Origin of the sequence: Dactylosporangium sp. CA-139114, from assembly GCF_050955725.1 — a bacterium.
GTDB lineage: Bacteria > Actinomycetota > Actinomycetes > Mycobacteriales > Micromonosporaceae > Dactylosporangium.
Genome location: NZ_CP192080.1, coordinates 8259706 through 8284934, shown reverse-complemented (window position 1 = coordinate 8284934; position 25229 = coordinate 8259706). Strand labels below are relative to the sequence as shown.

The 25229-nt window shown below is 72.7% G+C and carries 27 protein-coding genes; 19 read left to right on the top strand and 8 right to left on the bottom strand.

The window, feature by feature from the left end; translation table 11 throughout:
• Positions 1–17: 17 nt before the first annotated feature.
• Together ACQP2P_RS37015 and ACQP2P_RS37010 are read left to right on the top strand one after the other, a co-directional pair.
• Positions 18–839 carry a cyclase family protein gene (locus tag ACQP2P_RS37015; RefSeq protein ID WP_433608985.1) on the top strand — a complete coding sequence of 274 codons (822 nt, stop codon included), beginning with the start codon at positions 18–20 and terminating at the stop codon, positions 837–839.
• Between the two features lie 55 nt (positions 840–894).
• On the top strand, positions 895–1119 hold the full coding sequence (locus tag ACQP2P_RS37010) for a CbtB domain-containing protein (RefSeq protein WP_433608983.1): 225 nt from the start codon (positions 895–897) through the stop codon (positions 1117–1119).
• Between the two features lie 30 nt (positions 1120–1149).
• Here the strand turns inward: ACQP2P_RS37010 and ACQP2P_RS37005 are convergent, their stop codons facing one another.
• Positions 1150–1779 (bottom strand): (2Fe-2S)-binding protein, encoded by a 630-nt coding sequence (locus ACQP2P_RS37005; RefSeq protein ID WP_433608981.1) that lies wholly within the window; start codon positions 1777–1779, stop codon positions 1150–1152.
• A 109-nt stretch (positions 1780–1888) separates the two neighbouring features.
• Between ACQP2P_RS37005 and ACQP2P_RS37000 the strand changes: the two genes are divergently transcribed.
• The 9 genes from ACQP2P_RS37000 (at position 1889) to ACQP2P_RS36960 (ending at position 9362) form a co-directional block, all read left to right on the top strand.
• Positions 1889–2398, top strand: coding sequence for a sigma-70 family RNA polymerase sigma factor (locus ACQP2P_RS37000; protein WP_433608979.1), 510 nt, complete (start codon positions 1889–1891; stop codon positions 2396–2398).
• Positions 2395–3072, top strand: a complete 678-nt coding sequence (locus ACQP2P_RS36995) for a zf-HC2 domain-containing protein (RefSeq protein WP_433608977.1) — start codon at positions 2395–2397, stop codon at positions 3070–3072. Before ACQP2P_RS37000 ends, ACQP2P_RS36995 begins: the two co-directional genes overlap by 4 nt.
• A 1239-nt stretch (positions 3073–4311) precedes the next feature.
• Entirely contained in the window at positions 4312–4863 is a 552-nt protein-coding gene (locus ACQP2P_RS36990; RefSeq protein ID WP_433608975.1) for a M15 family metallopeptidase, read from the top strand.
• A 319-nt stretch (positions 4864–5182) separates the two neighbouring features.
• Positions 5183–5602 carry a hypothetical protein gene (locus ACQP2P_RS36985; RefSeq protein ID WP_433608973.1) on the top strand — a complete coding sequence of 140 codons (420 nt, stop codon included), beginning with the start codon at positions 5183–5185 and terminating at the stop codon, positions 5600–5602.
• A 193-nt stretch (positions 5603–5795) separates the two neighbouring features.
• Complete coding sequence (locus ACQP2P_RS36980; protein WP_433608971.1) at positions 5796–7415, top strand: AAA family ATPase; 1620 nt, start codon at positions 5796–5798, stop codon at positions 7413–7415.
• The gene (locus ACQP2P_RS36975; protein ID WP_433608969.1) at positions 7412–7861 is read left to right on the top strand and encodes a hypothetical protein; all 450 of its coding nucleotides are present in this window, start codon (positions 7412–7414) and stop codon (positions 7859–7861) included. Before ACQP2P_RS36980 ends, ACQP2P_RS36975 begins: the two co-directional genes overlap by 4 nt.
• A complete protein-coding gene (locus tag ACQP2P_RS36970; protein WP_433608967.1) occupies positions 7858–8049 on the top strand; it encodes a DUF2997 domain-containing protein in 192 nt (63 codons plus the stop codon). Before ACQP2P_RS36975 ends, ACQP2P_RS36970 begins: the two co-directional genes overlap by 4 nt.
• Positions 8039–8716 (top strand): helix-hairpin-helix domain-containing protein, encoded by a 678-nt coding sequence (locus ACQP2P_RS36965; protein WP_433608965.1) that lies wholly within the window; start codon positions 8039–8041, stop codon positions 8714–8716. The genes ACQP2P_RS36970 and ACQP2P_RS36965 overlap by 11 nt, the downstream gene beginning before the upstream one ends.
• On the top strand, positions 8700–9362 hold the full coding sequence (locus ACQP2P_RS36960; RefSeq protein ID WP_433608963.1) for a 4Fe-4S single cluster domain-containing protein: 663 nt from the start codon (positions 8700–8702) through the stop codon (positions 9360–9362). The genes ACQP2P_RS36965 and ACQP2P_RS36960 overlap by 17 nt, the downstream gene beginning before the upstream one ends.
• A 9-nt stretch (positions 9363–9371) precedes the next feature.
• On the opposite strand, the gene ACQP2P_RS36955 is transcribed toward ACQP2P_RS36960, so the two are convergent.
• From ACQP2P_RS36955 to ACQP2P_RS36940, 4 genes are read right to left on the bottom strand one after another with little or no spacing between them, the layout of a single operon-like run.
• A complete protein-coding gene (locus ACQP2P_RS36955; RefSeq protein WP_433608961.1) occupies positions 9372–9974 on the bottom strand; it encodes a LutC/YkgG family protein in 603 nt (200 codons plus the stop codon).
• Positions 9967–11424 carry a LutB/LldF family L-lactate oxidation iron-sulfur protein gene (locus ACQP2P_RS36950; protein ID WP_433608959.1) on the bottom strand — a complete coding sequence of 486 codons (1458 nt, stop codon included), beginning with the start codon at positions 11422–11424 and terminating at the stop codon, positions 9967–9969. Before ACQP2P_RS36950 ends, ACQP2P_RS36955 begins: the two co-directional genes overlap by 8 nt.
• Positions 11421–12146 carry a (Fe-S)-binding protein gene (locus ACQP2P_RS36945; protein WP_433619416.1) on the bottom strand — a complete coding sequence of 242 codons (726 nt, stop codon included), beginning with the start codon at positions 12144–12146 and terminating at the stop codon, positions 11421–11423. The genes ACQP2P_RS36950 and ACQP2P_RS36945 overlap by 4 nt, the downstream gene beginning before the upstream one ends.
• A 2-nt stretch (positions 12147–12148) precedes the next feature.
• On the bottom strand, positions 12149–13180 hold the full coding sequence (locus ACQP2P_RS36940) for a LacI family DNA-binding transcriptional regulator (protein ID WP_433608957.1): 1032 nt from the start codon (positions 13178–13180) through the stop codon (positions 12149–12151).
• 166 nt (positions 13181–13346) lie between these two features.
• Between ACQP2P_RS36940 and ACQP2P_RS36935 the strand changes: the two genes are divergently transcribed.
• The 8 genes from ACQP2P_RS36935 to ACQP2P_RS36900 are packed head-to-tail and all read left to right on the top strand — an operon-like array spanning position 13347 to position 22823.
• On the top strand, positions 13347–14831 hold the full coding sequence (locus ACQP2P_RS36935) for a sugar ABC transporter ATP-binding protein (protein WP_433608955.1): 1485 nt from the start codon (positions 13347–13349) through the stop codon (positions 14829–14831).
• Positions 14828–15856, top strand: coding sequence for an ABC transporter permease (locus ACQP2P_RS36930; RefSeq protein WP_433608953.1), 1029 nt, complete (start codon positions 14828–14830; stop codon positions 15854–15856). The genes ACQP2P_RS36935 and ACQP2P_RS36930 overlap by 4 nt, the downstream gene beginning before the upstream one ends.
• A complete protein-coding gene (locus ACQP2P_RS36925) occupies positions 15853–16827 on the top strand; it encodes an ABC transporter permease (protein ID WP_433608951.1) in 975 nt (324 codons plus the stop codon). The genes ACQP2P_RS36930 and ACQP2P_RS36925 overlap by 4 nt, the downstream gene beginning before the upstream one ends.
• Positions 16828–16880: 53 nt before the next feature.
• Positions 16881–17939, top strand: a complete 1059-nt coding sequence (gene rhaS / locus ACQP2P_RS36920; RefSeq protein ID WP_433608949.1) for a rhamnose ABC transporter substrate-binding protein — start codon at positions 16881–16883, stop codon at positions 17937–17939.
• Positions 17940–17948: 9 nt separating this feature from the next.
• Positions 17949–18272 carry an L-rhamnose mutarotase gene (locus ACQP2P_RS36915; protein WP_433608947.1) on the top strand — a complete coding sequence of 108 codons (324 nt, stop codon included), beginning with the start codon at positions 17949–17951 and terminating at the stop codon, positions 18270–18272.
• Positions 18269–19459: an L-rhamnose isomerase gene (rhaI, locus tag ACQP2P_RS36910; RefSeq protein WP_433608945.1), complete on the top strand. Its 1191-nt coding sequence runs from the start codon at positions 18269–18271 to the stop codon at positions 19457–19459. The genes ACQP2P_RS36915 and rhaI overlap by 4 nt, the downstream gene beginning before the upstream one ends.
• Complete coding sequence (locus tag ACQP2P_RS36905; protein ID WP_433608943.1) at positions 19456–21462, top strand: bifunctional aldolase/short-chain dehydrogenase; 2007 nt, start codon at positions 19456–19458, stop codon at positions 21460–21462. Before rhaI ends, ACQP2P_RS36905 begins: the two co-directional genes overlap by 4 nt.
• The gene (locus ACQP2P_RS36900; protein ID WP_433608941.1) at positions 21459–22823 is read left to right on the top strand and encodes a rhamnulokinase; all 1365 of its coding nucleotides are present in this window, start codon (positions 21459–21461) and stop codon (positions 22821–22823) included. Before ACQP2P_RS36905 ends, ACQP2P_RS36900 begins: the two co-directional genes overlap by 4 nt.
• 53 nt (positions 22824–22876) lie before the next feature.
• Here ACQP2P_RS36900 and ACQP2P_RS36895 read toward each other — a convergent pair whose 3' ends face one another.
• From ACQP2P_RS36895 to ACQP2P_RS36885, 3 genes are all read right to left on the bottom strand, one after another.
• The gene (locus ACQP2P_RS36895) at positions 22877–23431 is read right to left on the bottom strand and encodes an HD domain-containing protein (RefSeq protein WP_433608939.1); all 555 of its coding nucleotides are present in this window, start codon (positions 23429–23431) and stop codon (positions 22877–22879) included.
• A complete protein-coding gene (locus ACQP2P_RS36890) occupies positions 23428–24075 on the bottom strand; it encodes a 4'-phosphopantetheinyl transferase family protein (protein ID WP_433608937.1) in 648 nt (215 codons plus the stop codon). Before ACQP2P_RS36890 ends, ACQP2P_RS36895 begins: the two co-directional genes overlap by 4 nt.
• A gap of 62 nt (positions 24076–24137) precedes the next feature.
• Complete coding sequence (locus tag ACQP2P_RS36885) at positions 24138–25193, bottom strand: hypothetical protein (protein WP_433608935.1); 1056 nt, start codon at positions 25191–25193, stop codon at positions 24138–24140.
• Between the last annotated feature and the right edge of the window lie 36 nt (positions 25194–25229).

Sequence of the window (25229 nt, the reverse complement as noted above, 5' to 3'; positions counted from 1 at the left end):
CACGTAGATTGACGCCTATGCAAAGACGACACCTGCTCGCCGCCGCGGCCGGAGGGGCCGTCGCGGGCGCCGCCGGGCTCGCCGGCACCGCGGACGCCGCCGACACCGACGCCTTACGCCCGGGCAAGACCCGGCTCATCAGCCTGTCCCACGTCAACGACCCGGCCAAGACCAACATCTACCCCGGTGACCCCGCGTTCACGCTCGAGACGATCGCGACGATCGAGAACGAGGGGTACTACCTGCAGTACGTCCGCGAGGGTGAGGCGACCGGCACCCACTGGGGCGCCCCGGGCCACTTCAACGCCGGCGAGCCCCTCGCCGACGACCTCGACCCGAACGATCTGTTCCTGCCCGCGGTGAAGATCGACGTGCGCGACAAATGCGCCCGAAACGCCGACTACGCATTGACGATCGACGACGTCAAGCAGTGGGAGAAGCGGCACGGCCGCATTCCCGCCGAATCCATGATCATCATGTGGACCGGCTGGGAGTACAAATGGGGCACCCCGGCCTTCCCGAACCTCGACCGCGACGGCGTGCTGCACCAGCCCGGCTTCGCGCCCGAGACGATCCAGTGGTTCATCGACACCGGCCGCATCGGGCGCAACGGGGGCACCGGCATCGACACGTTCGGCCCCGACCTCGGCACCGACCCCGAGTACCTCGCCTCGCTGCTGGTGTACCGGCGCCACCGGATCAGCCTCGAGATCCTCGCGAACCTGGCCCAGTTCCCGACCACCGGCGCCTCGGTGCTCGCCGGCGGGTTCATCAACTACAAAGGGTCGGGCTCGACCGCCCTTGTCTTCGGCGTCATCCCGCCGGGCGTGCATGTGTGAGTGAGGCCGGGCCGGTCCGATTGACGTAAGGACCGGCCCGCCTTAGTGTCCTTTTATGAGCACGATGTCCGGAGCCGAGTCGTCCCAGGCGGCGACCACCCCGCTGGTCCTGCCCATCTCCCGCTCGCTGGTCTGGCTCGGCGGCACCGCGCTGCTCGCCCTGCTGCTGTACTACTTCATCGGCATCGACCAGGGCGCCGTGTCGATCTTCGGCAGCGACAGCCACGTGCACGAGTTCGTCCACGACGGCCGGCACTTCCTCGGCTTCCCCTGCCACTAGCGCTCTCCCGCCTTCCGGCTTCCCCTGCCGCTAGCGCAGGTTGAGCACGCAGTCCCCGCAGGTGCCGCCTCCGGGGACGCGGTAGTAGAGGCAGCAGTTGCGCCGCTGCAGCCGGCCGCCCCGCACCTCGGCCATGCCCCGCAGCGGCGCCCGCTCCAGCAGCCCGGCGACGATCGGCCAGGCGTCGGCGGAGAGCTGCCCCGCGGCCCCGCCGAGCGCCGAGGCCACGTTGCCCCAGAGCACCCGCGGCGAGAGCCGGAACCGCTCCCCGAACACGGACACGAGCGGCTCGACCAGCCCGAGCACGACCACGTCGAAGAACTCGCCCGCCGGCCGGGACCCCGCACCCGAGACCGCCATGGGCAGCGGCCCGCCCGGCACCTCCCGCCACCAGAGACCCTCCGGCGTCACGGCCGGGATCGAACCCGAGTCGAGCACCTGGGCGAGGGGCGGCGAGACGAGCCTCGACGCGTACCCCAGCAGCAACACCGACGCGACCACCCGCTCCGGCAGCGCGTCGACCTCCAGCCCGAGCATCCCCGCGAGCGCCGCCCGCGACGCCGCCACCCGCGAGGCCGCCACGTCCGGGGACAGCAGCTGCGTGAACGGCCGCCACGACGAGCCGCCGTCGTGAGGCTCCCAGACGAAGTACGGATTCACGCCCGAACCCTAGCCGCTCGACGAGCGCGGAAAAGTTCCCGAGTTGGTTGAACCCTGAACTGTCTGATGGGGTAGAGGTCGACAGGGAGGCCGTCGAGAGGGGCTGCGCGTGACGCGCGACGAAGAGCTCATGACCGCGCTGTACACCGAGCACTACGGTGTGCTGCTCGCCTTCGTCTCGCGGTACGAGCGGGACCGCCACCGCGCCGAGGACCTCGTGCAGGACACCCTCCTGCGGGCCTGGAAGCACATCGAGCGCATCGACGTCAGCCGGGACACCACGCGGGCCTACCTGCTCACCATCGCGCGCAACGTGGTCAGCAACAACTGGCGCGCCGAGCAGCGCCGGCCCAGGCTCGTCTCCGACCCCGACGCGGTGGCGGCCGTCGCCGACCCCGACAACGTCGACGAGCTCGTCGAGGGGTGGCTGATCACCGCCGCCCTCGACCGCCTCTCCGTCGAGCACCGCGAGGTGATCCGGTCGGTGTACTACGACGGCCGGACGGTCGCCGACACAGCGAAACGCCTCTCGGTACCGGAGGGTACCGTCAAGTCGCGCGCCTACTACGCGGTCCGGGCGCTTCGGGCGGTGTTCGAGGAGATGGGGGTGTTACGGTGACCGCCGGCCACGACGCGGTGCGCCGACTGCTCGGGGCCTACGTCCTGGGCGGCCTCGACGACGCCGACCAGGACACCGTCGACGCCCACCTGAGCACGTGCGCCGAGTGCCGCACCGAGGTGGGGCGCCTGGCCGCCGTACCGGAGCTGCTGCAACGCCTTCCGAGCGGCCCCGGCGCACCGCTCGAGCCGCCCTCCCGCGCCGGCCTCGACGCCCTCCTGCGCCGGGCCCGGCCGCGGCGCCTGCCCGTGGTGGCCCTCGCCGCCGCCTGCCTCGTGCTGGCGGTGCTCGTCGGTCTGCTGGCCGTGAACCGCCCGGAGTCCTCGTCCCCGCCACCGCGGGCCGGCGCGTCGCCGAGCGCCTCGGCGAACCCGGGCACCATCGTGGAGTTCGAGGCCGCGGCGGGCAGCGGGCTGTCGGGCCGGGCGACGCTGAGCCCGCGGCAGTGGGGCGTGTCGGTGTCCCTGGAACTCGCGGGGCTGCCGGGCGAGGGCCCCTTCACGATGCAGGTGCTCGGCCGCGGCGGGCAGTCGGAGCAGGCGGCGTGCTGGGGCCGGACTCAGACGGCGCAGGCGCGGGTGACGGGGGCGAGCTCGATCCAGCTGGCGAACGTGGACGCCATCCAGGTCGCGGACCACGATGGCCACTTGCTGGGCTCGGCTCGTCTCGCCTGACGCGGGTTGATCTCGTTATGTCGGGCGCTGGCGCGCCACGACATAACGGATTTATACCCTGACGGGTGATAAATCCGATCTCAACGTCGGAGGGCGCGTCTTGGTCGTCGCGGTAGGGCCGGTCTGCGGCTTCGGCGCTCGGCGGCCGAACGTCGGAGGGTGCGTCTCGGTCGTCGCGAGAGGGCGGTCTTTGGCTTCGACGCTCGGCGGCCGGTGGAGGGCACTGTCGCTCGCCGGCGTCGAGGACCGCTTGACGGGCCGGGTCGTTGCCGTGCGGGCGTCGGGTGGAAGGCGCGGCGGCCTCCGAGCCGTGCGTGGGTCCCTGCGCGTGGGGGGTCGTTGCCGTGCGCGCGTCGGGTGGAAGGTACGGCGGCCTCCGAGCCGTGCGGGGACCCCTTCGCGTCGGGGGTCGCTGCCGTGCGCGCGTCGGGTGGAAGGCGCGGCGTTCGGGCGACGGTGCGGGTTGTCGGCGGCTGTAAAAACGAGTAAGCGTGGTCCGTCGGCGTCGTTGGTCGCCGGGCATTCCTCTTGGTTGGCTCGAATGTGCCGGGTTTGTGCGGGTCGTCATTCGGTGGTCCCGGCTTCAATATGTTCGCTATTTGTGCTGGGATGTGGCTGGGGTCGAGGATTCGGTGGTGTTCTGGGATAATTGTGGTATCGGGCAGTTGCAGTTGTTCAGTTCGCGGGAATTGGCTGCTATGCGGGATCGGACGAAGGCTAAAAATTGGTGGCCGGGGAAGGATGAGTTTCGTCGGGAAGCGCGGCGGAGGCGTGAATGGGGGATGGTGAGGCGGCATGCGGAGAAGCTGCGCCGCATCCATGGTCCCGCGGAGAACACCCCAGAGAAAATCCCGGTGCAGGCCCCTTCCGGTCCAGCCGGAACCGTCGAACACCGCGTGGTGGCACCTGCTGGTGTGTCTGAACAATTGCACCGGCCCTCCGGCGAAACCGGCGCCGCGTTTCCCGAATCCAGCAATCCTGCGGGCCGCGACCGTGCCATTCCGTCGCCGGGGCGCTATTCCGCTGGGCCGGCCGCGGAGGATGATCAGGGAGCGGTTGGGACGTCACCGTCCGCGGGTCTCCATGCTGAGCCGAGCCCGGCCGCCGGCGTCGAGGAACGCGCGCCGGTCGTGCTCGCCGTGGGGGAGGCGCGAGCTGGGCGGGCCACCGGTGCGCAGGGGCCGACTTGCCGGAGCCAAACCCGTAAAGGTTGCGGTTCGGGTGGCCGATGGTTGCGATGTGGAGGTCACAGGAGTAGCGGGGATCGCGACCCGCATGGCGGAGATCCGCTCCCAGATTGCCGCCTTCCGCCCGCAGACCACGCCCGCCGCGGCCGGGGCCGAGTCGTTTCAGCAGACCCTGGACGCGACGATGCGCACCGCGCGTACGCCGGAGGGGGTGCCGGTCGAGCTGGCGAAGTACGGCAACGGCAAGATTCCCGAGAATGCTCTGCAGCAGGTCGGCGGCACCGGGCATCGGCTCTGGGGGCCGGCCGCGACGAGCCTCGACATGCTCATGCGCGCGGCTCGTCAGCAGGGGGTGCACATCGGCATCACCGACTCGTACCGGCCCTTCGCCGAGCAGGTCGACCTCGCCAAGCGCAAGGGGCTCTACTCGCAGGGCGGGCTCGCCGCCAAGCCGGGGACCAGCGATCACGGCTGGGGCATGGCCGTCGATCTCGACCTCGACGACAAGGCCCAGGCGTGGATGCGGCAGAACGCGGGGCGCTTCGGGTTCGCCGAGACGACGCCGCGTGAGCCGTGGCACTGGGCGTATCGCGTCGCGAAATAGGAGCCGGGACGGTGCCGCGTGGGCCGTGGCGGTGGGCGTGTCGCGTCGCGGAGTAGGAGCCGGGACGATGCCGCGCGAGCTGTGGCGGTGGGCGTGTCGCGTCGCGGAGTAGGAGCCGGGACGGTGCCGCGCGAGCTGTGGCGGTGGGCGTGGGCCGTGGCGCTGGGCGTATCGCGCTGTGGAGTGCGTGGCGCGGCCGCGTGGGTGGTCCGCGAGCGTGCGGCCGGGACGACGCCGTGTGGGCCGTGGCGGTGGGCGTATCGCGTCGCGGAGTAGGTGGCGCGCCGAAAAATCGGTGCCGCGCCGCAGAATTAGGGGCGTGATCGCGCTCTTCACGACCGTGCACCTCGCACTGGCCGCCGCGTGGGCGGGGGCGATGGGCTACAGCCTGCTCGTGGTGCAGCCCAAGGCCGAGCGGTTCTTCGCCGGGCGGGACGACGACTACGAGGATTTTCTGCTGGTCATGGCGCACGGGAACCGGTGGAAGGTCGTGCCGCTGATCGCCGGGCTGATGGTCACCGCGGTGCCGGCCCGCCTGATGTACCTGCTGCCGGTGTACGTCCTCACCGCCGTCGTCTTCGCGAACGTCAGCTGGCGGCATTGGCCGGCCCGGGTGTTCGCGCTGCCGGCGGAGCGGGCCGGGTTCCGGCGCAGTCTGCGGCGGCAGGCGTGGGTGATGACCGTGCTGGCCGGTGGCGCGTTTCTGACAGGTCTGGCGGCAACCAGCGGACTCTTCTGATCTCCCTGCCGCGGTTAGGGTCGTTTGCGACCTGACGAACGACCTGACGAACGACCTGACGAACGACCTGACGAACGACCTGACGAACGACCCGACAAACGGCACGACAAACGACCTGACGAACGGCCCGACAAGCGGCCCGACGACCGACGACCAGACGAGCGACCTGACGAACCAAGGAGAGGGCAGCCCAGTGACCGGTTTCCGCCACGACCTGGCGCAGCTGTTGAAGGCCAGGTTCCCGGTCCTGTACGTCGAGTCGTACGAGGAGCACCGCGTGCTCACCGAGCTCGCCACCGTCGCCGGTGACGCCGCGCTCGTGCGCACCCCGCGGCCGGTGTGGACCTGGTCGGCGACGAGCGGGCTGCTGCAGCCGGACGGGGTCGCCACGCAGTACACCACCGAGCCCGACAACGCCCTCGACGCCGTGCTGCGCATCCAGCAGCCCGGCCTGTTCGTGTTCCGCGACCTGCACAACTCCCTGGGCGGGGACGTGCCGGTGCTGCCGAGCGTGGTGCGCCGGCTGCGGGACATCGCCGCGGCGTTCAAGGCCGGCGCGGTGCCCCGGACGCTCGTCATCGTCGCGCCGGTCTTGCGGATCCCGGCGGATCTGGAGAAGGACATCACGATCGTCGACTTCCCGCTGCCGACCGAGGCCGAGATCCGCGGCGTGCTGGAGGCGATGATCGCGGGCAACGCCGCCGGCGGGCGGATCCGCATCGAGCTCGACCCCGTCGGCCGCGAACGCTTCGCCAAGGCCGCGACCGGGCTCACGCTCAACGAGGCCGAGAACGCGTTCGCCCGCGCGATGGTCAACGACGGCGTGCTCGACCTGCACGACCTCGACGTGGTGCACGAGGAGAAGCGGCAGGCGGTACGCAAGGCCGGGGTGCTCGAATACGTCGAGGCCGGGGTGCGCCTCGACCAGGTCGGCGGGCTGGAGAACCTCAAGCGCTGGCTGGCCAAGCGGGACAACACCTGGCTGGCGGCCGCCGCCGAATACGGGCTGCCGGCCCCGAAGGGCGTGCTCATCACCGGCGTCCCCGGGTGCGGCAAGTCGCTGACCGCCAAGGCCGTCGCCGCCGCCTGGGGGCTGCCGCTGCTGCGGCTGGACATCGGCCGCGTCTTCTCCGGCCTGATCGGCTCCAGCGAGCAGAACATGCGGGCCGCGCTGCGCACCGCCGAGGCGAGCGCCCCGTGCGTGCTGTGGGTCGACGAGATCGAGAAGGGCTTCGCGGCGAGCGCGTCCAACGACGGCGGTACGACCAACCGGGTCTTCGGCACGTTCCTGACCTGGATGCAGGAGAAGACGGGCTCGGTGTTCGTCATCGCGACCGCCAACGACATCGAGCGCCTCCCGCCGGAGCTGCTGCGCAAGGGCCGCTTCGACGAGATCTTCTTCGTGGACCTGCCCAGCCGGGCGGAGCGCGCCTCCATCTGGGCCGTGCACCTGCGCCGGCGGCTGAACCGGCCCGCGGTCCAGGGTGCGCTGCACGTCGACGACGCCCTGCTGCGCGAGCTGTGCACGCTGTCGACCGGCTACTCCGGCGCCGAGATCGAGCAGGCGGTCGTCGCGGCGCTCTTCGACGCGTTCTCCGAGCGGCGCCCCCTGCACCGGGACGACCTGCTGCGGGCGACGGCGGCCACGGTACCGCTGAGCGTCACCCAGTCCGAGAAGCTCGACGCGATCCGGGAATGGGCCCGCACCCGCGCCGTGGCGGCGACGGCCGCCGAGGACTGGGACGCCGGCGAGGAGCCGCCGACCGCACCCATGCCCGTGCTGGGCACGCACGGACGCACGATCGAGGTATGACGATGAGCGTTTCGCTGATCCTCCTGCCGCTGGCGATCGCCGCCGCCGCGGCCCACGCCGGGCTCACGAAGGGCACGGACGCGACCGTGTGCGAGGTGCAGACCCGGATGCGCGACGCGGGCCTGCTCGCGGCCGCCCTGCGGGACACCCGGGCGGCGGTGACGCCCGACGGGGACGGGCTCGTCGCGGACTGGGCGGGCGTGCGGGCCCGCTTCGTCCGCGACGAGCGGCAGGTCTGGTCCGCGCACTTCACCGGCGACGTCGACGAGCCGCGGGCGGTGGACATCGTGCGGGCGGTCGACGCGGCCTACGGCCGGCAGGTCCAGGCCGCGGTGCTCGAGCGCCTGACCCGTCGCGCCCCGGCCGCGGGCCTGCGCCTGGAGTCGCGCTCGGTGACTCCCGACCGGGCCGTGCGCCTGGTCTTCGCCGTGGAGCGGGCCGGATGAAGCGGATCGTCGTGACGGTGGCCGAGGACGGCACGGTCGCCGCCGAGACGCTGGGCATGAGCGGCTCCACGTGCCTGGACTACATCGCCGTGCTCGAGGACCTCCTGATGGCGCAGACGGTGCACAGCGAGTACACCCGCGAGGCGGCGGTGCAGACGACCAGGCAGGAGCAGCACGATGGCCGCTAGCCCCGCGAGCCTCGGCTGGCGCCTGCGCAACAGCTGGTGGGTCCTGCTCGTCGTCCTCGGCCTGGGCTGCCTCAGCGGCACCGGCTTCCTCTACATCGGCATCACCGCCCGGCGCCCGGCCTGGTGGGGGATCGGGGTGGCGTACCTCCTGCTGCCGTGGTCCGCCCTGGTCGCCATCAACCGCCTGGACAAGGACTCCGAGCTGAGCACCGCGCTCGCCGTGGCCTACTTCGCCCTGTGGTTCGCGAGCATCCTGCACGCCCTGATCCTGAACGGCTCCTGGCTGCGCTGGCGCGCCGCGAACCGCCCCTGGTTCGAGGCCTCCCAGGCACAGCCCGGGCCGCTGGCCCCACCCCCGGTCTTCTCGGCCCCGCCCGCCCCCGCGCCGGCGCCGGTCTTCCCGGCCCCGCCCGTCGCCGCGCCGCCCCTGGACGTCAACGCGGCGACGGCGGCCCAGCTCGCCCGGGCGGCCGGCCTCGACCTCGGGCGCGCCGAGCGGATCGTGGCGGATCGCGAGGCCCGGGGCGGCTTCCAGACCGTCGAGGAGTTCGCGACGGCCGCGGCCCTGGCCCCGCACGAGTTCGCCCGCGTCCGCGCCGGGCTCACCTGCACCCCGCGCCCCCGGGCACCGCACCAGCAGGGCCCGGGCCGTGTCCTGGACTTCTGAGCCCCGCCCGCCCGTCGACGCCGGCACCGTGGCCGTGGCCCGGCTCGTGGAGCGCACGACGGCGGAAGGCCCGGGGGAGCGCACGGCCCTGTGGGTGCAGGGCTGCACCATCCGCTGCGCCGGCTGCTTCAACCCGCACCTGTGGACCTTCCGCGGCGGCACCCCGGCCCCGACGGCGGAGGTCCTGACCCGGGTCCTCGCCGCGGGCACGGAGGGCCTGACGCTGCTCGGCGGCGAGCCGTTCGACCACGCCGCCCCGCTCGCCGTGCTCGCCGCGGGCGTGCGGGCCGCGGGCCGCTCGGTCCTGACGTTCTCGGGCTACACGACGGCCCAGCTGAACCGGGCGGTGCGCGACGGCCGCGGGGACGTCGCGGCCCTCCTGGACGCGACGGACCTGCTCATCGCCGGCCCCTACGTCGCCGCCCTGGTCGACCGTGACCGCCCGTGGGCCGGCTCGACGAACCAGGAGTACGTCCACCGCGGCGACCGTATCCCCCCGTCCGCCGTGGCCGCGTCCCCGGACCGGCTGGAGATCACCGTCGGCGCCGACGGCACCCTCGCGGTCAACGGCTGGGCCGACGACGAGACCCTCGACGCCCTCCTGCACGACCTGGGCCGCCCGGCGCGCCCGGCCCGCACCCGCTGACGCGCCGGCTCAGCGCACGAGCAGCACCACGAGGGTGCGCGGGCCGTGGACGCCCTCGACGCGGTTGAGCTCGATGTCGCTCGTCGCCGACGGGCCGCTGACCAGTGTCAGCGGGCGGGTCGGGGTCAGCCGCGTCAGCAGGTCGGGGACGCTCTGCACGACCTGGTCGGCCCGCACCACGCAGAAGTGCCGGTCCGGCACCAGGCTGATCGCGCGGCGGCCCTGGTCCGGCGAGCCGTCCAGCGCGATCGTCCCCGTCTCCGCCACCGCCGCCGCGCAGCAGGTGACCACGCCGGCGAAGGCGTCGAGCTGCGCGGCCGGGAGCGAGCCGTCGTCCACGGTGGAGCCGGGCACCGGGAACGGCAGGCCCGGCGGCACGATCAGCGGGCCCACGCCGTCCAGCGCCGCGGCCAGGTCGGACTCGAGCGCGGCGGCGGTCGTGGCCACGACGGTCGCCTTGTAGTCCTCGAGCCGGTCGACCAGCAGGTCCAGGTCGCCCCGGCGGGACGGGTCGGCCGGGCGGTAGTCGCGCGGGACCGCGGGCACGGCGGGGGAGGAGCCGAGCGCGGCGCGGATGCGGGCCAGCACCACGGAGCGCGAGTCGTCAGCCATTGCGGGTGCGCCACCATTCGCGGAAGGTCTGGGCCGGCGGGCGGGGCAGGTCGCGGCTCGCCGTCCACGCCGACAGCGGCGGTGGCAGGGCGCCGATCCGGTCCCGTTTCCGCCCGAGCAGCCGGCCGAGGCGCAGGAGCCGCTCGCCGCCGCGGAAGCGGCCCGGCCGCGCCATCACCCACGACATCGCGGCCATCGAGACCGCCTCGGCCGACGGTCCGCGGTGCTCCTCGACGTGCCGGGCCCGCAGGTGCACGAGCAGCGACGGGATGTCGATACGCACCGGGCAGGCGTCGAAGCAGGCGCCGCAGAGGCTGGACGCGTAGGGCAGCGAGGCGTTGTCCTCGACCCCGGTGAGCTGCGGGCTCAGCACCGCGCCGATCGGGCCGGGGTAGACGGAGCCGTACGCGTGACCGCCCGTGCGCTCGTAGACCGGGCACACGTTGAGGCAGGCGCTGCAGCGGATGCAGTGCAGCGCCGAGCGGCCGGCCTCGTCGGCGAGCACCGCGGTGCGCCCGTTGTCCAGCAGCACCAGATGGAAGTCCTGGGGGCCGTCGCCGGGGGTGACGCCGGTCCACAGCGAGGTGTACGGGTTCATCCGCTCCCCGGTCGAGGAGCGCGGCAGCAGCTGCAGGAACACCTCGAGATCGGTCCACGTGGGCACGAGCTTCTCGATGCCCATGACGGTGATGAGCGTCCGCGGCAGGGTCAGGCACATCCGGCCGTTGCCCTCGGACTCGACCACGGCGAGCGTCCCGGTCTCGGCCACGGCGAAGTTGGCCCCGGACACGGCGACGCGCGCGGTCAGGAACTTGCGCCGCAGGTGGGCCCGGGCGGCCATGGCGAGCTGGCGCGGCTCGTCGGTCAGGTCGGCGGGCGCGCCCTCCATCTCGCGCAGGAAGATGTCGCGGATCTCGGTGCGGTTGCGGTGGATCGCCGGCACCAGGATGTGCGAGGGCTTGTCGTGGCCGAGCTGGACGATGAGCTCGGCCAGGTCGGTCTCCCACGCGGCGATGCCCTGCGCCTCGAGGGCCTCGTTGAGCCCGATCTCCTGGGTCGCCATCGACTTGACCTTGACGACCTCGTCGGCGCCGGCCCGGCGGACCAGGCCGGCGACGATGGCGTTGGCCTCGTTGGCGTCGCGGGCCCAGTGCACGTGCCCGCCGCGCGCCGTCACCCGCTCCTCGAGCTGGACGAGCAGCTCGGGCAGGCGGGCCATGGTCGCGGCCTTCAGCGCCTCGCCGGCCCGGCGCAGCTCCTCCCAGTCCGGCACCTCGGCGACGACCGCCGCCCGCTTGGCGCGGATGGTGCGGGTCGCGTGGCCGAGGTTGCGCCGCAGCTGCTCGTTGCCCAGTGCCGTGCGCGCCGCCGCGGGGAAGGGCTCGTCGCCGCGCAGCTGCCCGACCCCGCGCGGGGCCACCGCCGGCATCCCCAGGAATGTGCTGGTCATTGCGCCGCCAGGATTTCAGCCAGGTGTACCGGCTTCGTGTCCACCGACAGCCGGGACAGGCCGCCGCCGATGTGCATCAGGCAGGACGAGTCGCCGGCGCAGACCGCGTCGGCCGAGGTCGCCAGCACGTTGCGCAGCTTGTCGGCGAGCATCGCGGCCGAGGTGTCGGCGTTCTTGAGCGCGAAGGTGCCCCCGAAGCCGCAGCACTGCTCGGCGTCGGGCAGCTCGACCAGGTCGATGCCCTCGACCTCGCGCAGCAGCCGCAGCGGCCGGTCCCCGACGCGCAGCATGCGCAGCGAGTGGCAGGTGGGGTGGTAGGTGACCCGGTGCGGGTAGCGGGCGCCGACGTCCGTCACGCCGAGCACGTCGACCAGGAACTCGGAGAGCTCGTAGGTGCGCTCGGCGACCTCGCCGGCCCGGGCCGCGAGCTGGCGCTTGCCGGCGCGCTCGGCGACCGTGGCGTGCTGGTGACGTACCGAACCCACGCAGGAGCCCGAGGGCGCTACGATCGCGTCGTAGGGCTCGAACGTGCGCATGTGGTGCTCGACCAGCTTGACGGCCTGGCGCTGGTAGCCGGTGTTCACGTGCATCTGCCCGCAGCACGTCTGGGCCTCGGGGAACACCACCTCGTGCCCGAGCCGCTCCAGCAGCGTCACGGTGGCCTTGCCGACCTGCGGGAACATCGCGTCGACCAGGCACGTGACGAACAGCGCTACGCGCACGGTCACCGGCCCTTTCGACGGCCGCGCGGGCGGCCGCTCGACTCGCGGACGATCAGCTCCGGTTGGAAGACCACGTGGCGGTGCTGGTGCCGGCCGTCGTCCTCGATCTCCTCGAGCAGCAGGGCGGCCGCCGTGCGGCCGAGCTGTTCGCGGGGTTGCCGGACCGAGCTTAACGGCACCGCGGCGGCCGCGGCGAACTCGATGTCGTCGTAGCCGACGATCGCCACGTCCTGCGGCACCCGCAGGCCGCGCTGGGTCATCTCCTGCAGCACCCCGAGGGCGAGCAGGTCGTTGGCGCAGAACACGGCGGTCGGGCGCGCACCGTCCGGGCCGGAGGCGATCTGCGTGGCGGCGGCCCGGCCGGCCGCGACCGTGAGGTTCGGCGTCGGGACGACGACCAGCTCCGCCCGGCCCTCGACGGCCTCGGCGATGCCGGCCCGGCGATCCTGGACCTGGGCGATCGACATGGGGCCGCCGACGAAGGCGATGCGCCGGTGCCCCCGCTCGACGAGGTGCTCCCCGGCGAGCCGGCCGCCGAGAACGTCGTCGACGGCGACCGAGCAGCGGCTGTGCCGGCCCGAGCCGCGGTCCACGAGCACGACCGGGGTGCCGCGCCGGATGAGCTGCTCCAGGCGGGAGCTCGGCCCCTCGTCCACCGGCGTGATGAGCACCCCGCGCACCCGCTGCTCCTCGAGCAGCTCGAGGTGGCGTTGCTCGCGGTGGGCGTCCTCGCCGCTGTTGCACACCACGACCATCACGCCGTGGTCCTCGGCGGCCGCCTCCGCGCCGCGCACGACGTCGGTGAAGAAGGGGTTGGTCACGTCGAGCACCACCAGCGCGATCTGCCGGCTCTGCCCGGCCCGCAGCTGCCGCGCCGAGTCGTTGCGCACGTAGCCGAGCTCGGCGATCGCGTCGAGCACGCGCTGGCGGGTGGTCGTGGCGACGAGCTCGGGGCGGTTGAGGACGTTGCTGACGGTACCGATGGAGACGCCCGCCCGCCGTGCGACCTCTTTGATGCCCGTTGTGGTGGTCATCGATCTCCTGAAACGAGTCAACATCCGGCGCGCTGCGGTGCGCCGCGTCCGGTGTATCAAATCGGTAACGCGATCGAAACCCTTGACGGCGTCAGGGCTCGGCTTCTACCGTCACTCTAACCATCCTATGAAACGTTTCACAAGGACCCTCAGAAAGGGGGCCCGCGTGCTCGTACTCGAGGGCGTCAGCAAGTCCTTCGGTGCCGTCGCGGCGCTGCGCGACGTGCGCCTGGACCTGCGCGCCGGCGAGGCCCACGCGCTCGTCGGCGAGAACGGCGCCGGCAAGTCCACGCTGGTCAAGATCCTGGCCGGGGCGCACGCGCCCGACGCCGGAACGCTGAGCCTCGACGGCGAGCCGCTGGTGCTCGCCAACCCCGCCGCCGCCCGCGCGGCCGGCATCGCGGTCATCTACCAGGAGCCGACGCTGTTCCCGGACCTCTCGGTGGCCGAGAACATCTTCATGGGCCGCCAGCCGCTGAAGTCCGGCCGCCGCATCGACACCGCCGAGATGCGCCGCCGCGCGACCGAGCTGTTCACCCGCCTCGGCGTGCAGATGGACCCCGACCGCCCGGCCCGCGGCCTGTCGATCGCCGACCAGCAGCTGGTCGAGATCGCCAAGGCGCTCTCCTTCGACGCCCGGGTGCTGGTCATGGACGAGCCGACCGCGGCGCTGTCCGGCGTCGAGGTCGAGCGGCTCTTCGCCGTGGCCCGCTCGCTGCGCGACGCCGGGGCCGCGGTCCTGTTCATCTCGCACCGCTTCGACGAGGTGTTCGCGCTGTGCCAGCGCATCACCGTCATGCGCGACGGGCAGTGGGTCTCCACCGACCCGGCCGACGAGCTCACCGTCGCCGACGTCGTGCGCCGCATGGTCGGCCGCGAGGTCGGCGAGCTGTTCCCCAAGGAGGAGGCGGCGATCGGGGAGGCGCGGCTGGAGGTGCGCGGCCTCAACCGGCAGGGCGCCTTCCACGACGTCAGCTTCACCGTCCACAGCGGCGAGATCGTCGCCCTGGCCGGGCTCGTCGGGGCCGGGCGCTCCGAGGTCATCCGGGCCGTGTTCGGCGTCGACCGCTACGACTCGGGCGAGGTGCTGGTCGACGGCCGGCGCTTGCGCGCGGGGAGCGCGTCCGCCGCGATCGGGGCCGGCCTCGCGCTCGTGCCCGAGGACCGCCGCCAGCAGGGCCTGGTGATGGAGCTGTCCGTCGAGCGCAACGCCACCCTGCCGCGGCGCTGGTCGCTGTCCCGGCTCGGGCTGCTCCTCGGCGGGGCCGAGCGGCGCTCCGCCCAGGACTGGGCCGGGCGCCTGCACGTGAAGGCGGGCCGGCTCGGCGACCCGGTCTCCACGCTCTCCGGCGGCAACCAGCAGAAGGTGGTGCTGGCCAAGTGGCTGGCCACCCGGCCGCGCGTGCTCATCGTCGACGAGCCCACCCGCGGTATCGACGTCGGCACCAAGGCCGAGGTCCACCGGCTGCTGACCCGGCTGGCCGGCGAGGGCGTCGCGGTCCTCATGGTCTCCAGCGAACTGCCCGAGGTGCTGGGCATGGCCGACCGGGTCCTCGTGATGCACGAAGGGCGGCTCGCCGCCGACATCCCCCGCACCCGAGCCGACGAGGAGTCCGTGATGCTGGCCGCCACCGGGCAGGGGGAGCGATGACCGTCGTCGACACCCCGGCCCCGCCGCGCACCGCCCGGGCCACCCGGCTCACCCACCGCGTCTTCGTCGTGCGGGAGCTCGGCATCCTCGTCGCGCTCGTGCTGCTCATCGGCGTCACGGCGATCACCAACCCGCGCTTCCTGTCCCACCAGAGCGTCAAGGACCTGCTGCTCGGCGCCACGATCCTGGCGATCCTGGCCACCGGGCAGGCGATCGTCGTCATCACGCGCAACGTCGACCTGTCGGTCGGCTCGGTCCTCGGCCTGTCGGCGTTCCTGACCGGCACGCTCTTGCTGCACCACCCCGGCCTGCCGATCCCGGTGGTGCTGGTGGCGGGCGCGGCGCTCGGCGCGGTGTGCGGCGCGGTCAACGGCGCCCTCATCGCCGCCGCCCGGGTGCCGGCGCTCGTGGTCACGCTCGGCACGCTGTACGTCTTCCGCGGCATCGACTACCGGTGGGCAACCGGCAAGCAGATCAACGCCGCGGACCTCCCGGTCGCGTTCCTGCGCATGGGGACGCGCACGATCCTGGGGGTACCGCTGCTGACGCTCTTCGCCCTCGTCGTCGTGCTCGCCGCCGGTTTCTGCCTGCGCTCGTACCGCAGCGGCCGCGAGCTCTACGCCATCGGCTCCGATCCCGCCGCGGCCCGGCTGTCCGGCATCGCGGTCGGCCGGCGGGTGTTCTTCGCGTTCGTCACCTGCGGCGCGCTCGCCGGGCTCGCCGGAACCCTGTACGTGGCCCGCTTCGGCACCCTCGACGCCAACGCCGGGCTCGGCCAGGAGCTCAACGTCGTGGCCGCGGTCGTCGTCGGCGGGGTCGCGATCTTCGGCGGCAGCGGATCCGTCTACGGCGCGGCCCTGGGCGCCATGCTGCTCACCACCATCGGCAGCGCCCTGCCGGTGCTCGGCGTCACCCCGTTCTGGCAGAAGGCCGCCGTCGGCGCGCTGATCCTGGCCGCGATCGGGCTGGACCGGGCGCTGTCGGTGCGCGTCACCAAGAGCCTGCAGCGAGGGGTACACCAGTGAATGTCATCCGCAGGCTGGGCTCCTGGGACCTGATCGTCCTGCTCGCCCTCGTGCTGGTCGTCGCCATCGGCGCGAGCACGATCGAGGGCGTGGCGAGCCCGCGCTTCTGGCGGTTCGTGACGCTCGAGGTCATCCCGATCGCGATCGTGGCCCTGCCGCTGACGCTCGTCGTCATCACCGGCGAGATCGACCTGTCCGTCGCCAGCGTCATGGGCCTGACCTGCGCCGTGATGGGCGACCTGTGGGCCCACGGGGTGACCTCGCTGCCCGTGCTCGTGGTGCTGAGCCTGGTCCTCGGCGCCGTGCTGGGGGCGGTCAACGGCCTGTTCGTCACGGTCTTCGGGCTGCCCTCGCTCGCGGTCACGATCGCAACGCTGGCCCTGTACCGGGGGCTCGCCTACGTCGTGCTCGGCGACCGGGCGATCTCCGACTACCCCGATTCGTGGACCAGCGGCTCGACGAAGGCGATCCCCGGCCTGACCATCCCCTGGTTCATCATCGTCGTGGCGGTCCTCGCCGTGCTCTTCGCCGTGGTGCTGCACGCCACGCCGATCGGCCGCGGCCTCTACGCGATGGGCAACAGCGCAGAGGCCGCCCGCTTCGCCGGGGTCGCCGTCGGCCGCACCAAGTTCTGGCTGTTCGTCACCACGAGCACCATGTCGGCCCTGGCCGGAGTCTTCTGGACCTTCCGCTTCGCCAGCGCCCGCGCGGACAACGCCAACGGCCTGGAGCTCGCCGTCGTCGCGGCCGTGCTCCTCGGCGGCGTGTCCATCTTCGGCGGGCGCGGCGGCCTGCTCGGCGTCCTCGGCGCCGTCGTGCTCATCTGCGTGCTGCGCAACGCGCTGCAGCTGGCCTCCGTGCCCGAGAACACGCTCACCATCGTCACCGGGTCGCTGCTCATCGCCTCGGTCGTCGGACCGAACGCCGTCGCCATGGCGCGGGAACGTCTGCGCCGTCGCCGGCCCGCCTGAACGTTCGCCGAACACCCCCAGGGAAGTCCCGCCCGCCAGTTGAAAGGATTCACATGAGACGAGGCAAGCTCATCGCGGCCGTGGTCGCGACCGCCCTCGCGTTCAGCATGTCGGCCTGCGCCGAAGACTCCGGCTCCTCGACGTCCGCCGACAGCAGCGGGGGCGCCGGCGGCTCCGGCACCATCAAGAGCGGGCTGAAGGTCGCGTTCCTGCCCAAGCAGGTCAACAACCCGTACTTCGACACCTCCGACAACAAGGGCGGCAAGGTCGCCGTCGAGGAGTTCAAGGGCACCTACAGCGAGACCGGCCCGTCCGAGGCGAGCCCGTCGGCCCAGGTCAGCTACATCAACACGCTGTCGCAGCAGGGCGCGAACGTGATCGCCGTGTCGGCCAACGACAAGGACGCCATCTGCGGGGCGCTCAAGGACGCGCGGCAGAACGGCGCCAAGGTCGTCACCTACGACTCCGACACCAAGCCCGAGTGCCGCGACCTGTTCATCAACCAGGCCAGCACCGAGGGCATCGCGAAGATCCAGGTCAAGCTCATCTCGGACGCGATCGGCGCCGACGGCGGCGAGATCGCGATCCTCTCGGCCACGGCGAACGCGACCAACCAGAACGCCTGGATCGAGCAGATGAAGACCGAGCTGGCGAAGCCGGAGTACAGCAAGCTCAAGCTCGTCGACACCGTCTACGGCGACGACGACGACCAGAAGTCGTTCCAGGAGGCCCAGGGCCTGCTGGCCAAGCACCCCAACCTCAAGGGCATCATCTCGCCGACCACCGTGGGCATCGCCGCCGCCGGCCGCTACCTGAGCGGCTCGTCGTACAAGGGCAAGGTCCAGCTGACCGGGCTCGGCACGCCGAACCAGATGAAGGCGTACGTCAAGGACGGCACCGTCAAGGCCTTCGCCCTGTGGAACCCGGCCGACCTCGGCTACCTGGCCGCCTACGCCGGCGCCGCGCTCGCCTCCGGCCTGATCAAGGGCAAGGAGGGCGACAAGTTCACCGCCGGCAAGCTCGGCGAGTTCACCGTCGGCAAGGACGGCGTCGTCCTGCTCGGCGACCCGTACACCTTCAAGGCCGACAACATCGACCAGTTCAACTTCTAAGGGGTCGTCGTGCGCCGGTACTGCTTCACGCTGCAGGTGAAACCCGAATTGCTGGAGGAGTACCGGCGCCGGCACGCCCACGTCTGGCCGGAGATGCTCGTCGCGCTGCGCGGTGCCGGCTGGCACGAGTACCAGCTCTTCCTGCGCGACGACGGACTGCTCGTCGGCACGTTGCTCGCCGACGACCTGGCCGCCGCGCAGGCCGCCATGGACGCCACCGAGGTGTCCGCGCGCTGGGAGGCGCAGATGGCGCAGTTCTTCATCCACGGGCGGCGCTTGGTCGTCCTCGACGAGGTGTTCAACCTGGAGCACCAGCTTGGAGCATTGCAATGACCGATCTCGCCCCGGAGACGCGGGCGCGTGTCGCGGCGCGGCTGCGCGATCAGCGGATCGAGACGGCGTCCTGGGCGTACGGCAACTCGGGCACCCGCTTCAAGGTGTTCGCGCAGGAGGGCGTGCCCCGCGACCCCTACGAGAAGCTCGCCGACGCCGCCCAGGTCCAGCGCTTCACCGGCGTCGCGCCGAGCGTCGCGCTGCACATCCCGTGGGACCTCGTCGACGACTACGCGGACCTGGCCCGGCACGCGTCCGACCTCGGTGTGCGGGTCGGCACCATCAACGCCAACGTGTTCCAGGACAACGACTACAAGCTCGGCAGCGTCACCAACCCCGACGCCGGCGTCCGGCGCAAGGCGATCGGGCACCTGCTGGAGTGCGTCGACGTGATGGACCGCACCGGGTCGCGGGACCTGAAGCTGTGGTTCTCCGACGGCACCAACTACCCGGGGCAGGACGACGTGCGCACCCGGCAGGACCGGCTCGCCGAGGCGCTCGCGCAGACCTACGCGCGGCTCGGGGAGCACCAGCGGATGCTGCTGGAGTACAAGCTGTTCGAGCCGGCGTTCTACATGACCGACGTGCCGGACTGGGGCACCGCCTACCTGCACTGCGCGGCCCTCGGCGAGCGCGCCCAGGTCGTCATCGACACCGGCCACCACGCGCCCGGCACGAACATCGAGTTCATCGTGGCGATGCTGCTGCGGGCCGGCAAGCTCGGCGGCTTCGACTTCAACTCCCGCTTCTACGCCGACGACGACCTCATGGTCGGGGCGGCGGACCCGTTCCAGCTGTTCCGCATCATGCACGAGATCGTGCTCGCCGACGCGCTGAGCGACCAGGGCGCGTACAAGGGCGTCGCCTTCATGCTCGACCAGTGCCACAACATCGAGCCGAAGATCCAGGCGGTCATCCGCTCGGTGCTCAACGTGCAGGAGGCGACGGCGAAGGCGCTGCTCGTCGACCACGCGGCGCTGAAGGCGGCGCAGGACGCCGGTGACGTGCTCGGCGCGAACGAGGTGCTGATGGACGCGTACAACTGCGACGTGCGGCCGCTGCTGCGCTCGGTGCGCGAGGACATGGGGCTCGACCCCGACCCGATCGGGGCGTACAAGCGCTCCGGCTACCTGGAGAAGATCGTGGCGGAGCGTGTGGGCGGCAACCAGGCCGGGTGGGGCGCGTGAGTGCCGACGACCTGATCGCACGGTCGAACCGCCTGGGCGCCGACCCGCGCAACACCAACTACGCCGGTGGCAACACGTCGGCCAAGGGGTCTGACACGGACCCGGTGACCGGCGGCCCCGTCGAACTGTTGTGGGTCAAGGGCTCGGGCGGCGACCTGGGCACGCTGACCTCGTCCGGGCTCGCGGTGTTGCGCCTGGACCGCCTCCGTTCGCTCGTGGACGTCTACCCGGGCGTCGAGCGCGAGGACGAGATGGTCGCCGCGTTCGACTACTGCCTGCACGGCCGCGGCGGCGCGGCCCCGTCGATCGACACCGCGATGCACGGCCTGGTCGAGGCCCCGCACGTCGACCACCTGCACCCCGACGCCGGGATCGCCCTGGCGACGGCGCTCGATGGCCCGGCGCTGACCAAGGAGTGCTTCGGCGACCGCGTGCTGTGGGTGCCGTGGCGCCGGCCCGGGTTCCAGCTCGGTCTCGACATCGCCGCCGTGCACCGCGCCAACCCGCAGGCGATCGGGGTGATCCTCGGCGGTCACGGGATCACGGCATGGGGCTCCACCTCCGAGGAGTGCGAGCGGAACTCGCTGGACATCATCGCGACCGCCACCGCGTTCCTCGCCGCGCGGGGCCGGCCGGCGCCGTTCGGCGCGTCCGTGCACCCCGCACTGGACCCGGACGAGCGCCGTGCTGTCGCGGCCGGGCTCATGCCGCTGCTGCGCGGGCTCGTGTCGACCGACCGGCGGCAGGTCGGCCATTTCCGGGACGACGACGTGGTGCTGGACTTCGTGGGATCGGCGCGGATGCCCCGGCTCGCGGCGCTCGGGACCTCGTGCCCCGATCACTTCCTGCGGACCAAGGTGCGTCCGATGGTCCTGGAGCCGGGCGGCGGCAGCGAGGAGCGCATCCGCGAGCTGCACGCGGCGTACCGGGCCGACTACGCCGCCTACTACGAGCGCAACGCGACCCCGGACTCGCCGGCCATGCGTGGCGCGGACCCGGCGATCGTGCTCGTGCCGGGCGTGGGCATGTTCTCCTTCGGCGCCGACAAGCAGACGGCGCGGGTCGCGGGCGAGTTCTACGTCAACGCGATCAACGTGATGCGCGGGGCCGAGTCCGTGTCGGCCTATGCGCCGATCGACGAGGCGGAGAAGTTCCGGATCGAGTACTGGGCCCTCGAGGAGGCCAAGCTCCGGCGCATGCCGAAGCCCAAGCCGCTCGCGACCCGGATCGCGCTGGTCACCGGCGGCGGCTCCGGCATTGGGCGGGCCATCGCCCTGCGCCTGGCGGCCGAGGGCGCGTGCGTCGTCGTGGCCGACCGCGACGCCGCCGCCGCGGCGGCCGTGGCGGGCGAGATCGGCGGGGCCGACGTGGCGCTGCCGGTGACGGTCGACGTCACCGACGAGGACGCCGTCCGCGCGGCGCTCGACGCGGCCGTGCTCGCGTTCGGCGGCGTCGACCTCGTCGTGAACAACGCGGGGCTCTCGGTGTCCAAGCCGCTGCTGGAGACCACCACGGCCGACTGGGACCGGCAGCACGACGTGATGGCGCGCGGCTCGTTCCTCGTCGCGCGGGAGGCGGCCCGGGCCATGGTCCGGCAGGGGCTCGGCGGCGACATCGTCTACATCGCCAGCAAGAACGCGGTCTTCGCGGGGCCGAACAACGTGGCCTACGGGGCGACGAAGGCCGACCAGGCGCACCAGGTGCGGCTGCTGGCGGCGGAGCTGGGGGAGCACGGCATCCGCGTCAACGGCGTCAATCCCGACGGCGTGGTCCGGGGCTCCGGCATCTTCGCCTCCGGATGGGGCGCGCAGCGGGCCGCGGTCTACGGCGTGCCCGAGTCGGAGCTGGGCGCCTTCTACGCACAGCGCACGATCCTCAAGCGGGAGGTCCTGCCCGAGCACGTGGCCAACGCGGTCTTCGTGCTGACCGGCGGCGAGCTGTCGCACACCACCGGCCTGCACATCCCGGTGGACGCGGGCGTGGCGGCGGCGTTCCTGCGATGAGGATCGCGGCGGTCGATCTGGGGGCCTCGAACGGCCGGGTGATCGTCGGGGACGTCTCGTCCTCGTCGCTCACCTTCGCCGAGGTGGCCCGGTTCGCCAACGACCCGATCCGGGTCGGCGGCGTGCTGAGCTGGGACTTCGAGGCGTTGTACCGGGGGGTGCTGGAGGGGCTGGCGGCGGCCGGCCCGCTGGACTCGGTCGGCATCGACTCGTGGGCCGTCGACTACGGCCTGCTCGACGAGCGCGGTGCCCTGCTCGGCCACCCCGTCCACTACCGCGACGCGCGGACGGACGGGGTCGCCGACCGGTTCGACGGCTACGAGCTCTACCGGGCCTCCGGCATCGCCACGCTGCCGTTCAACACGATCTTCCAGCTGGCCGCGGCCCGGGGCAGCGAGCAGCTCGAGGCGGCGCGGACGCTCCTGCTCATGCCGGATCTGCTGTCGTACCGCCTGACGGGCGTCGCGGGCACCGAGCTCACGAACGCCTCGACGACCGGGCTGCTCGCGGCCGGCGGCGGCAGTGGATGGTCGCCGGGCCTGCTGGCGCTGGCGGGGGTCGACGCGGCGCTGTTCCCGCCCCTGCGCGCGCCCGGGACTCCCGCGGGCACGATCAAGACCTCGATCGGGGTGTCGCCGGGCACCCCGGTCACCGTCGTCGCGTCGCACGACACGGCGTCGGCGGTGGCCGGGGTGCCCGGTGCGGGGAACTTCGCGTACATCTCCTGCGGCACCTGGTCGCTCGTCGGCGTGGAGCTGCCCGCGCCGGTGCTGACCCGCGACTCCTACGAGGCCGGCTTCACGAACGAGATCGGGGTCGACGGGACGGTGCGGTACCTGCGCAACGTCATGGGCCTCTGGCTGCTCCAGGAATGCATGCGGGAGTGGTCGCTGCCCCTCGCCGGGCTGCTGGAGGGCGCGGCGGCGGCACCGGGCGGGCGCAGCGTCGTGGACGCCACCGATCCCGCGTTCCTCGCGCCGGGCGACATGCCGGCGCGCATCGCCGCGGCGTGCCGGGCGGCCCAGCAGCCGGTGCCGTCCACGCCCGCGGAGATGACGCGCTGCATCCTGGACTCCCTCGCGCTGGCCTACCGGCGGGCGATCGACGACGCGCGGCGGCTCGCCGGGGTGAGCGTGGACGTCGTGCACATGGTGGGCGGGGGCGCGCTGAACACGCTGTTGTGCCAGCTCACCGCGGACGCCTGCGGTCTGCCGGTCCTCGCCGGGCCGGTCGAGGCCGGCGCGCTGGGCAACATCCTGGTGCAGGCGCGGGCGCTCGGGGTGGTCGACCCGGACCTGACGGCCATGCGGGAGCTGGTGCGCTCGACGCAGCCGATCGTGCGGTACATGCCGCGCGCCTAGGCGGATTTGCCGTACCCCTGCGGTACGGTGGCGGCATGGTTAGAACAGACGTTCTAGGCCGTGGGGAATCTCGACTGGAAGGCCAGGCGGCCCTCGGCGCCGGCCGCGATGCGGGTGAGCTCGTCGTCGAGGCGCATGAACACGGCCCAGACCGGCTCGCCCCTGGCCTCGGCGACGACCCGCGCGACCCGCTCCTCGAGCCCGGCCTGGCGCTGCCCCTTCCAAACCTTGTCGGCGAGCGTGACGAGCAGCTCCTCGAGCGTGGCCGCGTCGCGCCGCCAATTCCCGTGCAGCGCCGCGAACCGGGCCAGGCGCGGCTCGACGAGCAGCTGCTGCCCGGCCGGCTCGTGCTGTGCACCGGACCCGGACAGCTCGCCGGGGAAGCGGACCTTGCCGATGTCGTGGGTGGCCGCGCCGAAGAGGACCGCCGCCCGGTCCACCTCCACCTCGCCGCCGACCCAGTCGACGATCTCTACGGCGACGTCGTGCACGGCCCGCAGATGGGCGCCGAGCCGGGCCGGCGCGCCGACCTGCCGTAGCAGCGCGGCGGCCGCCTCCGGCAGCGGACGCGGCCCTTCCTCGGTGATCGCCCGCTCCAGGGTGCTCACGCGGCCACGATCCCCGCGCTGCGCACCAGGTCGGGCGCGGCGTGGAACCGGCCGCGGAACACGGTGGGCGCGCCGGGCGAGCGCCGCAGCCGCTCCGGGAGGATCTGCGCCTCGAACGAGCCGGTCTCCACGTCGATCGTCAGCCGGGCGTCGAGGAAGTCCAGCCAGGTCCCGACGATCGGCGACCACAGCTTGTAGACGACCTCCTTGGCCGAGAAGTGCACCGCCGGCCACCAGTCCTCGTCGCCGCGAGCCGCACACCAGGCCAGCTCCTCGGGCCGGCAGATCGCGGACCGGATGTTCTGCGGCAGGATCGTGCGCCGCTCGGCATCGATCCCGACGGCCCGGACGTCCTCGCGCCGGGCGACGGCCGCGGCGCAGTAGCCGGCGGTGTGCGTGATGCTTCCGGTCGTCCCGTCGGGCCAGATCGGCGCCCGGTTCGCGGACGGCACGAGCGGCTTGGCGTGCACCCCGAGCCGCGACAGCGCCCGCCGCGCGCAGCTGCGCCCGGCGGTGAACTCCCGCCGCCGGCTCTCCACGGCCCGGGCGCTCAGCCCGGCGGCCTCGTCGGGCAGCAGCTCCGCCGTGTAGTCGGCTTCCCCCGCGACCTCGACGGCCACCCACTCCGGCAACAGGTCCCGCACCCGAGCGACTTTACTGTTCGCGCACTCCTGCGCCCACCCCGCCGGATCACCCGGCGCCGGCGTCAGCGGCCGGTTTCCGGATCGCGGGTGGTGAATGGCAGGAACAGCCCGCCGAGCACCGCCCCCGCGAGCACCGTCAGCACGACGACGCCGCTCCACAGCTCCAGCGACCACGCGACCCCGAGCGAGAGCCGCACCCCGAGCAGGTGCGTGGGCCAGACGAGCAGCGGCACGACCACCCCGATCGCGAGCGGCACGGTGCCGGCCCGCCGGGCTACGCCTCCCTGGACCCTTTGGACCACGAGATCGGCCAGGACGGCCCCGAGCAGCGGCCAGAGCTGCGCGGAGAGATTCTCGAAGTCGGAGAACACCCCGTTGGGCACCGAGGCGGCCGCGACCACGAACGTGACGAGCCCGAACGGCACCCGCCCGAGCCGGCTCCAGACGAACAGCACCGCGGCGACGACCAGCACCGAGTACGTCAGGTACTGCGCCATCCCGAGCGCCTGCCCGTTGCCGTATCCGCTGCTGGCCGCCGGGGCGTCGGTGAACGGCGAGAGATAGTCGAGGAAGAACGCCGCGACCGCGGTCGCGCTCGTGGCGCTGATGAGCACCGGCACCTCGGCCGCGCCCACGGGGCTCGCGGGGCCGTCGCGCCGGTCGCGCTTGGCGGCGGCGGCGCGCACGGGCGTCGCGATCATCAGCGACCCGGCGGTGAGCAGCAGCAGGTGCGGCGGACTGAGCAGCGCCTCGAGATTGACCTCGATCCCGAACGTGATGTGCCAGAGCATGTCGAAGACCCCGCCGGCGGCGAAGAGGATCGCCCCGAGCAGCCCGAGCCCGTATCCGGCCGGCACCCAGGTCCGCACCGCCCCCTCCGGGCGCCCGCGCCACAGCCGGGCGGGCACCAGACTGATCGCGAGCGCCGCGTAGCCGCTGTAGAGCACCCCGTGCCACGGCGTGAAGAACGTCTCGAGCGACGGGACGTGCGAGTGCGCCCACCCGTCCATGAACAAGCCGCCGGCCAGCCAGACCGAGGCGAGCGCGACGATGAGATCCCGCCGGTCGGTCGAAACCGGCCGGTGCGCAGCGGTACGTTCGGAAACCGTGGACGCCATCCATCGATCCTGACGCATAGCGCGCTCGCGCACAGC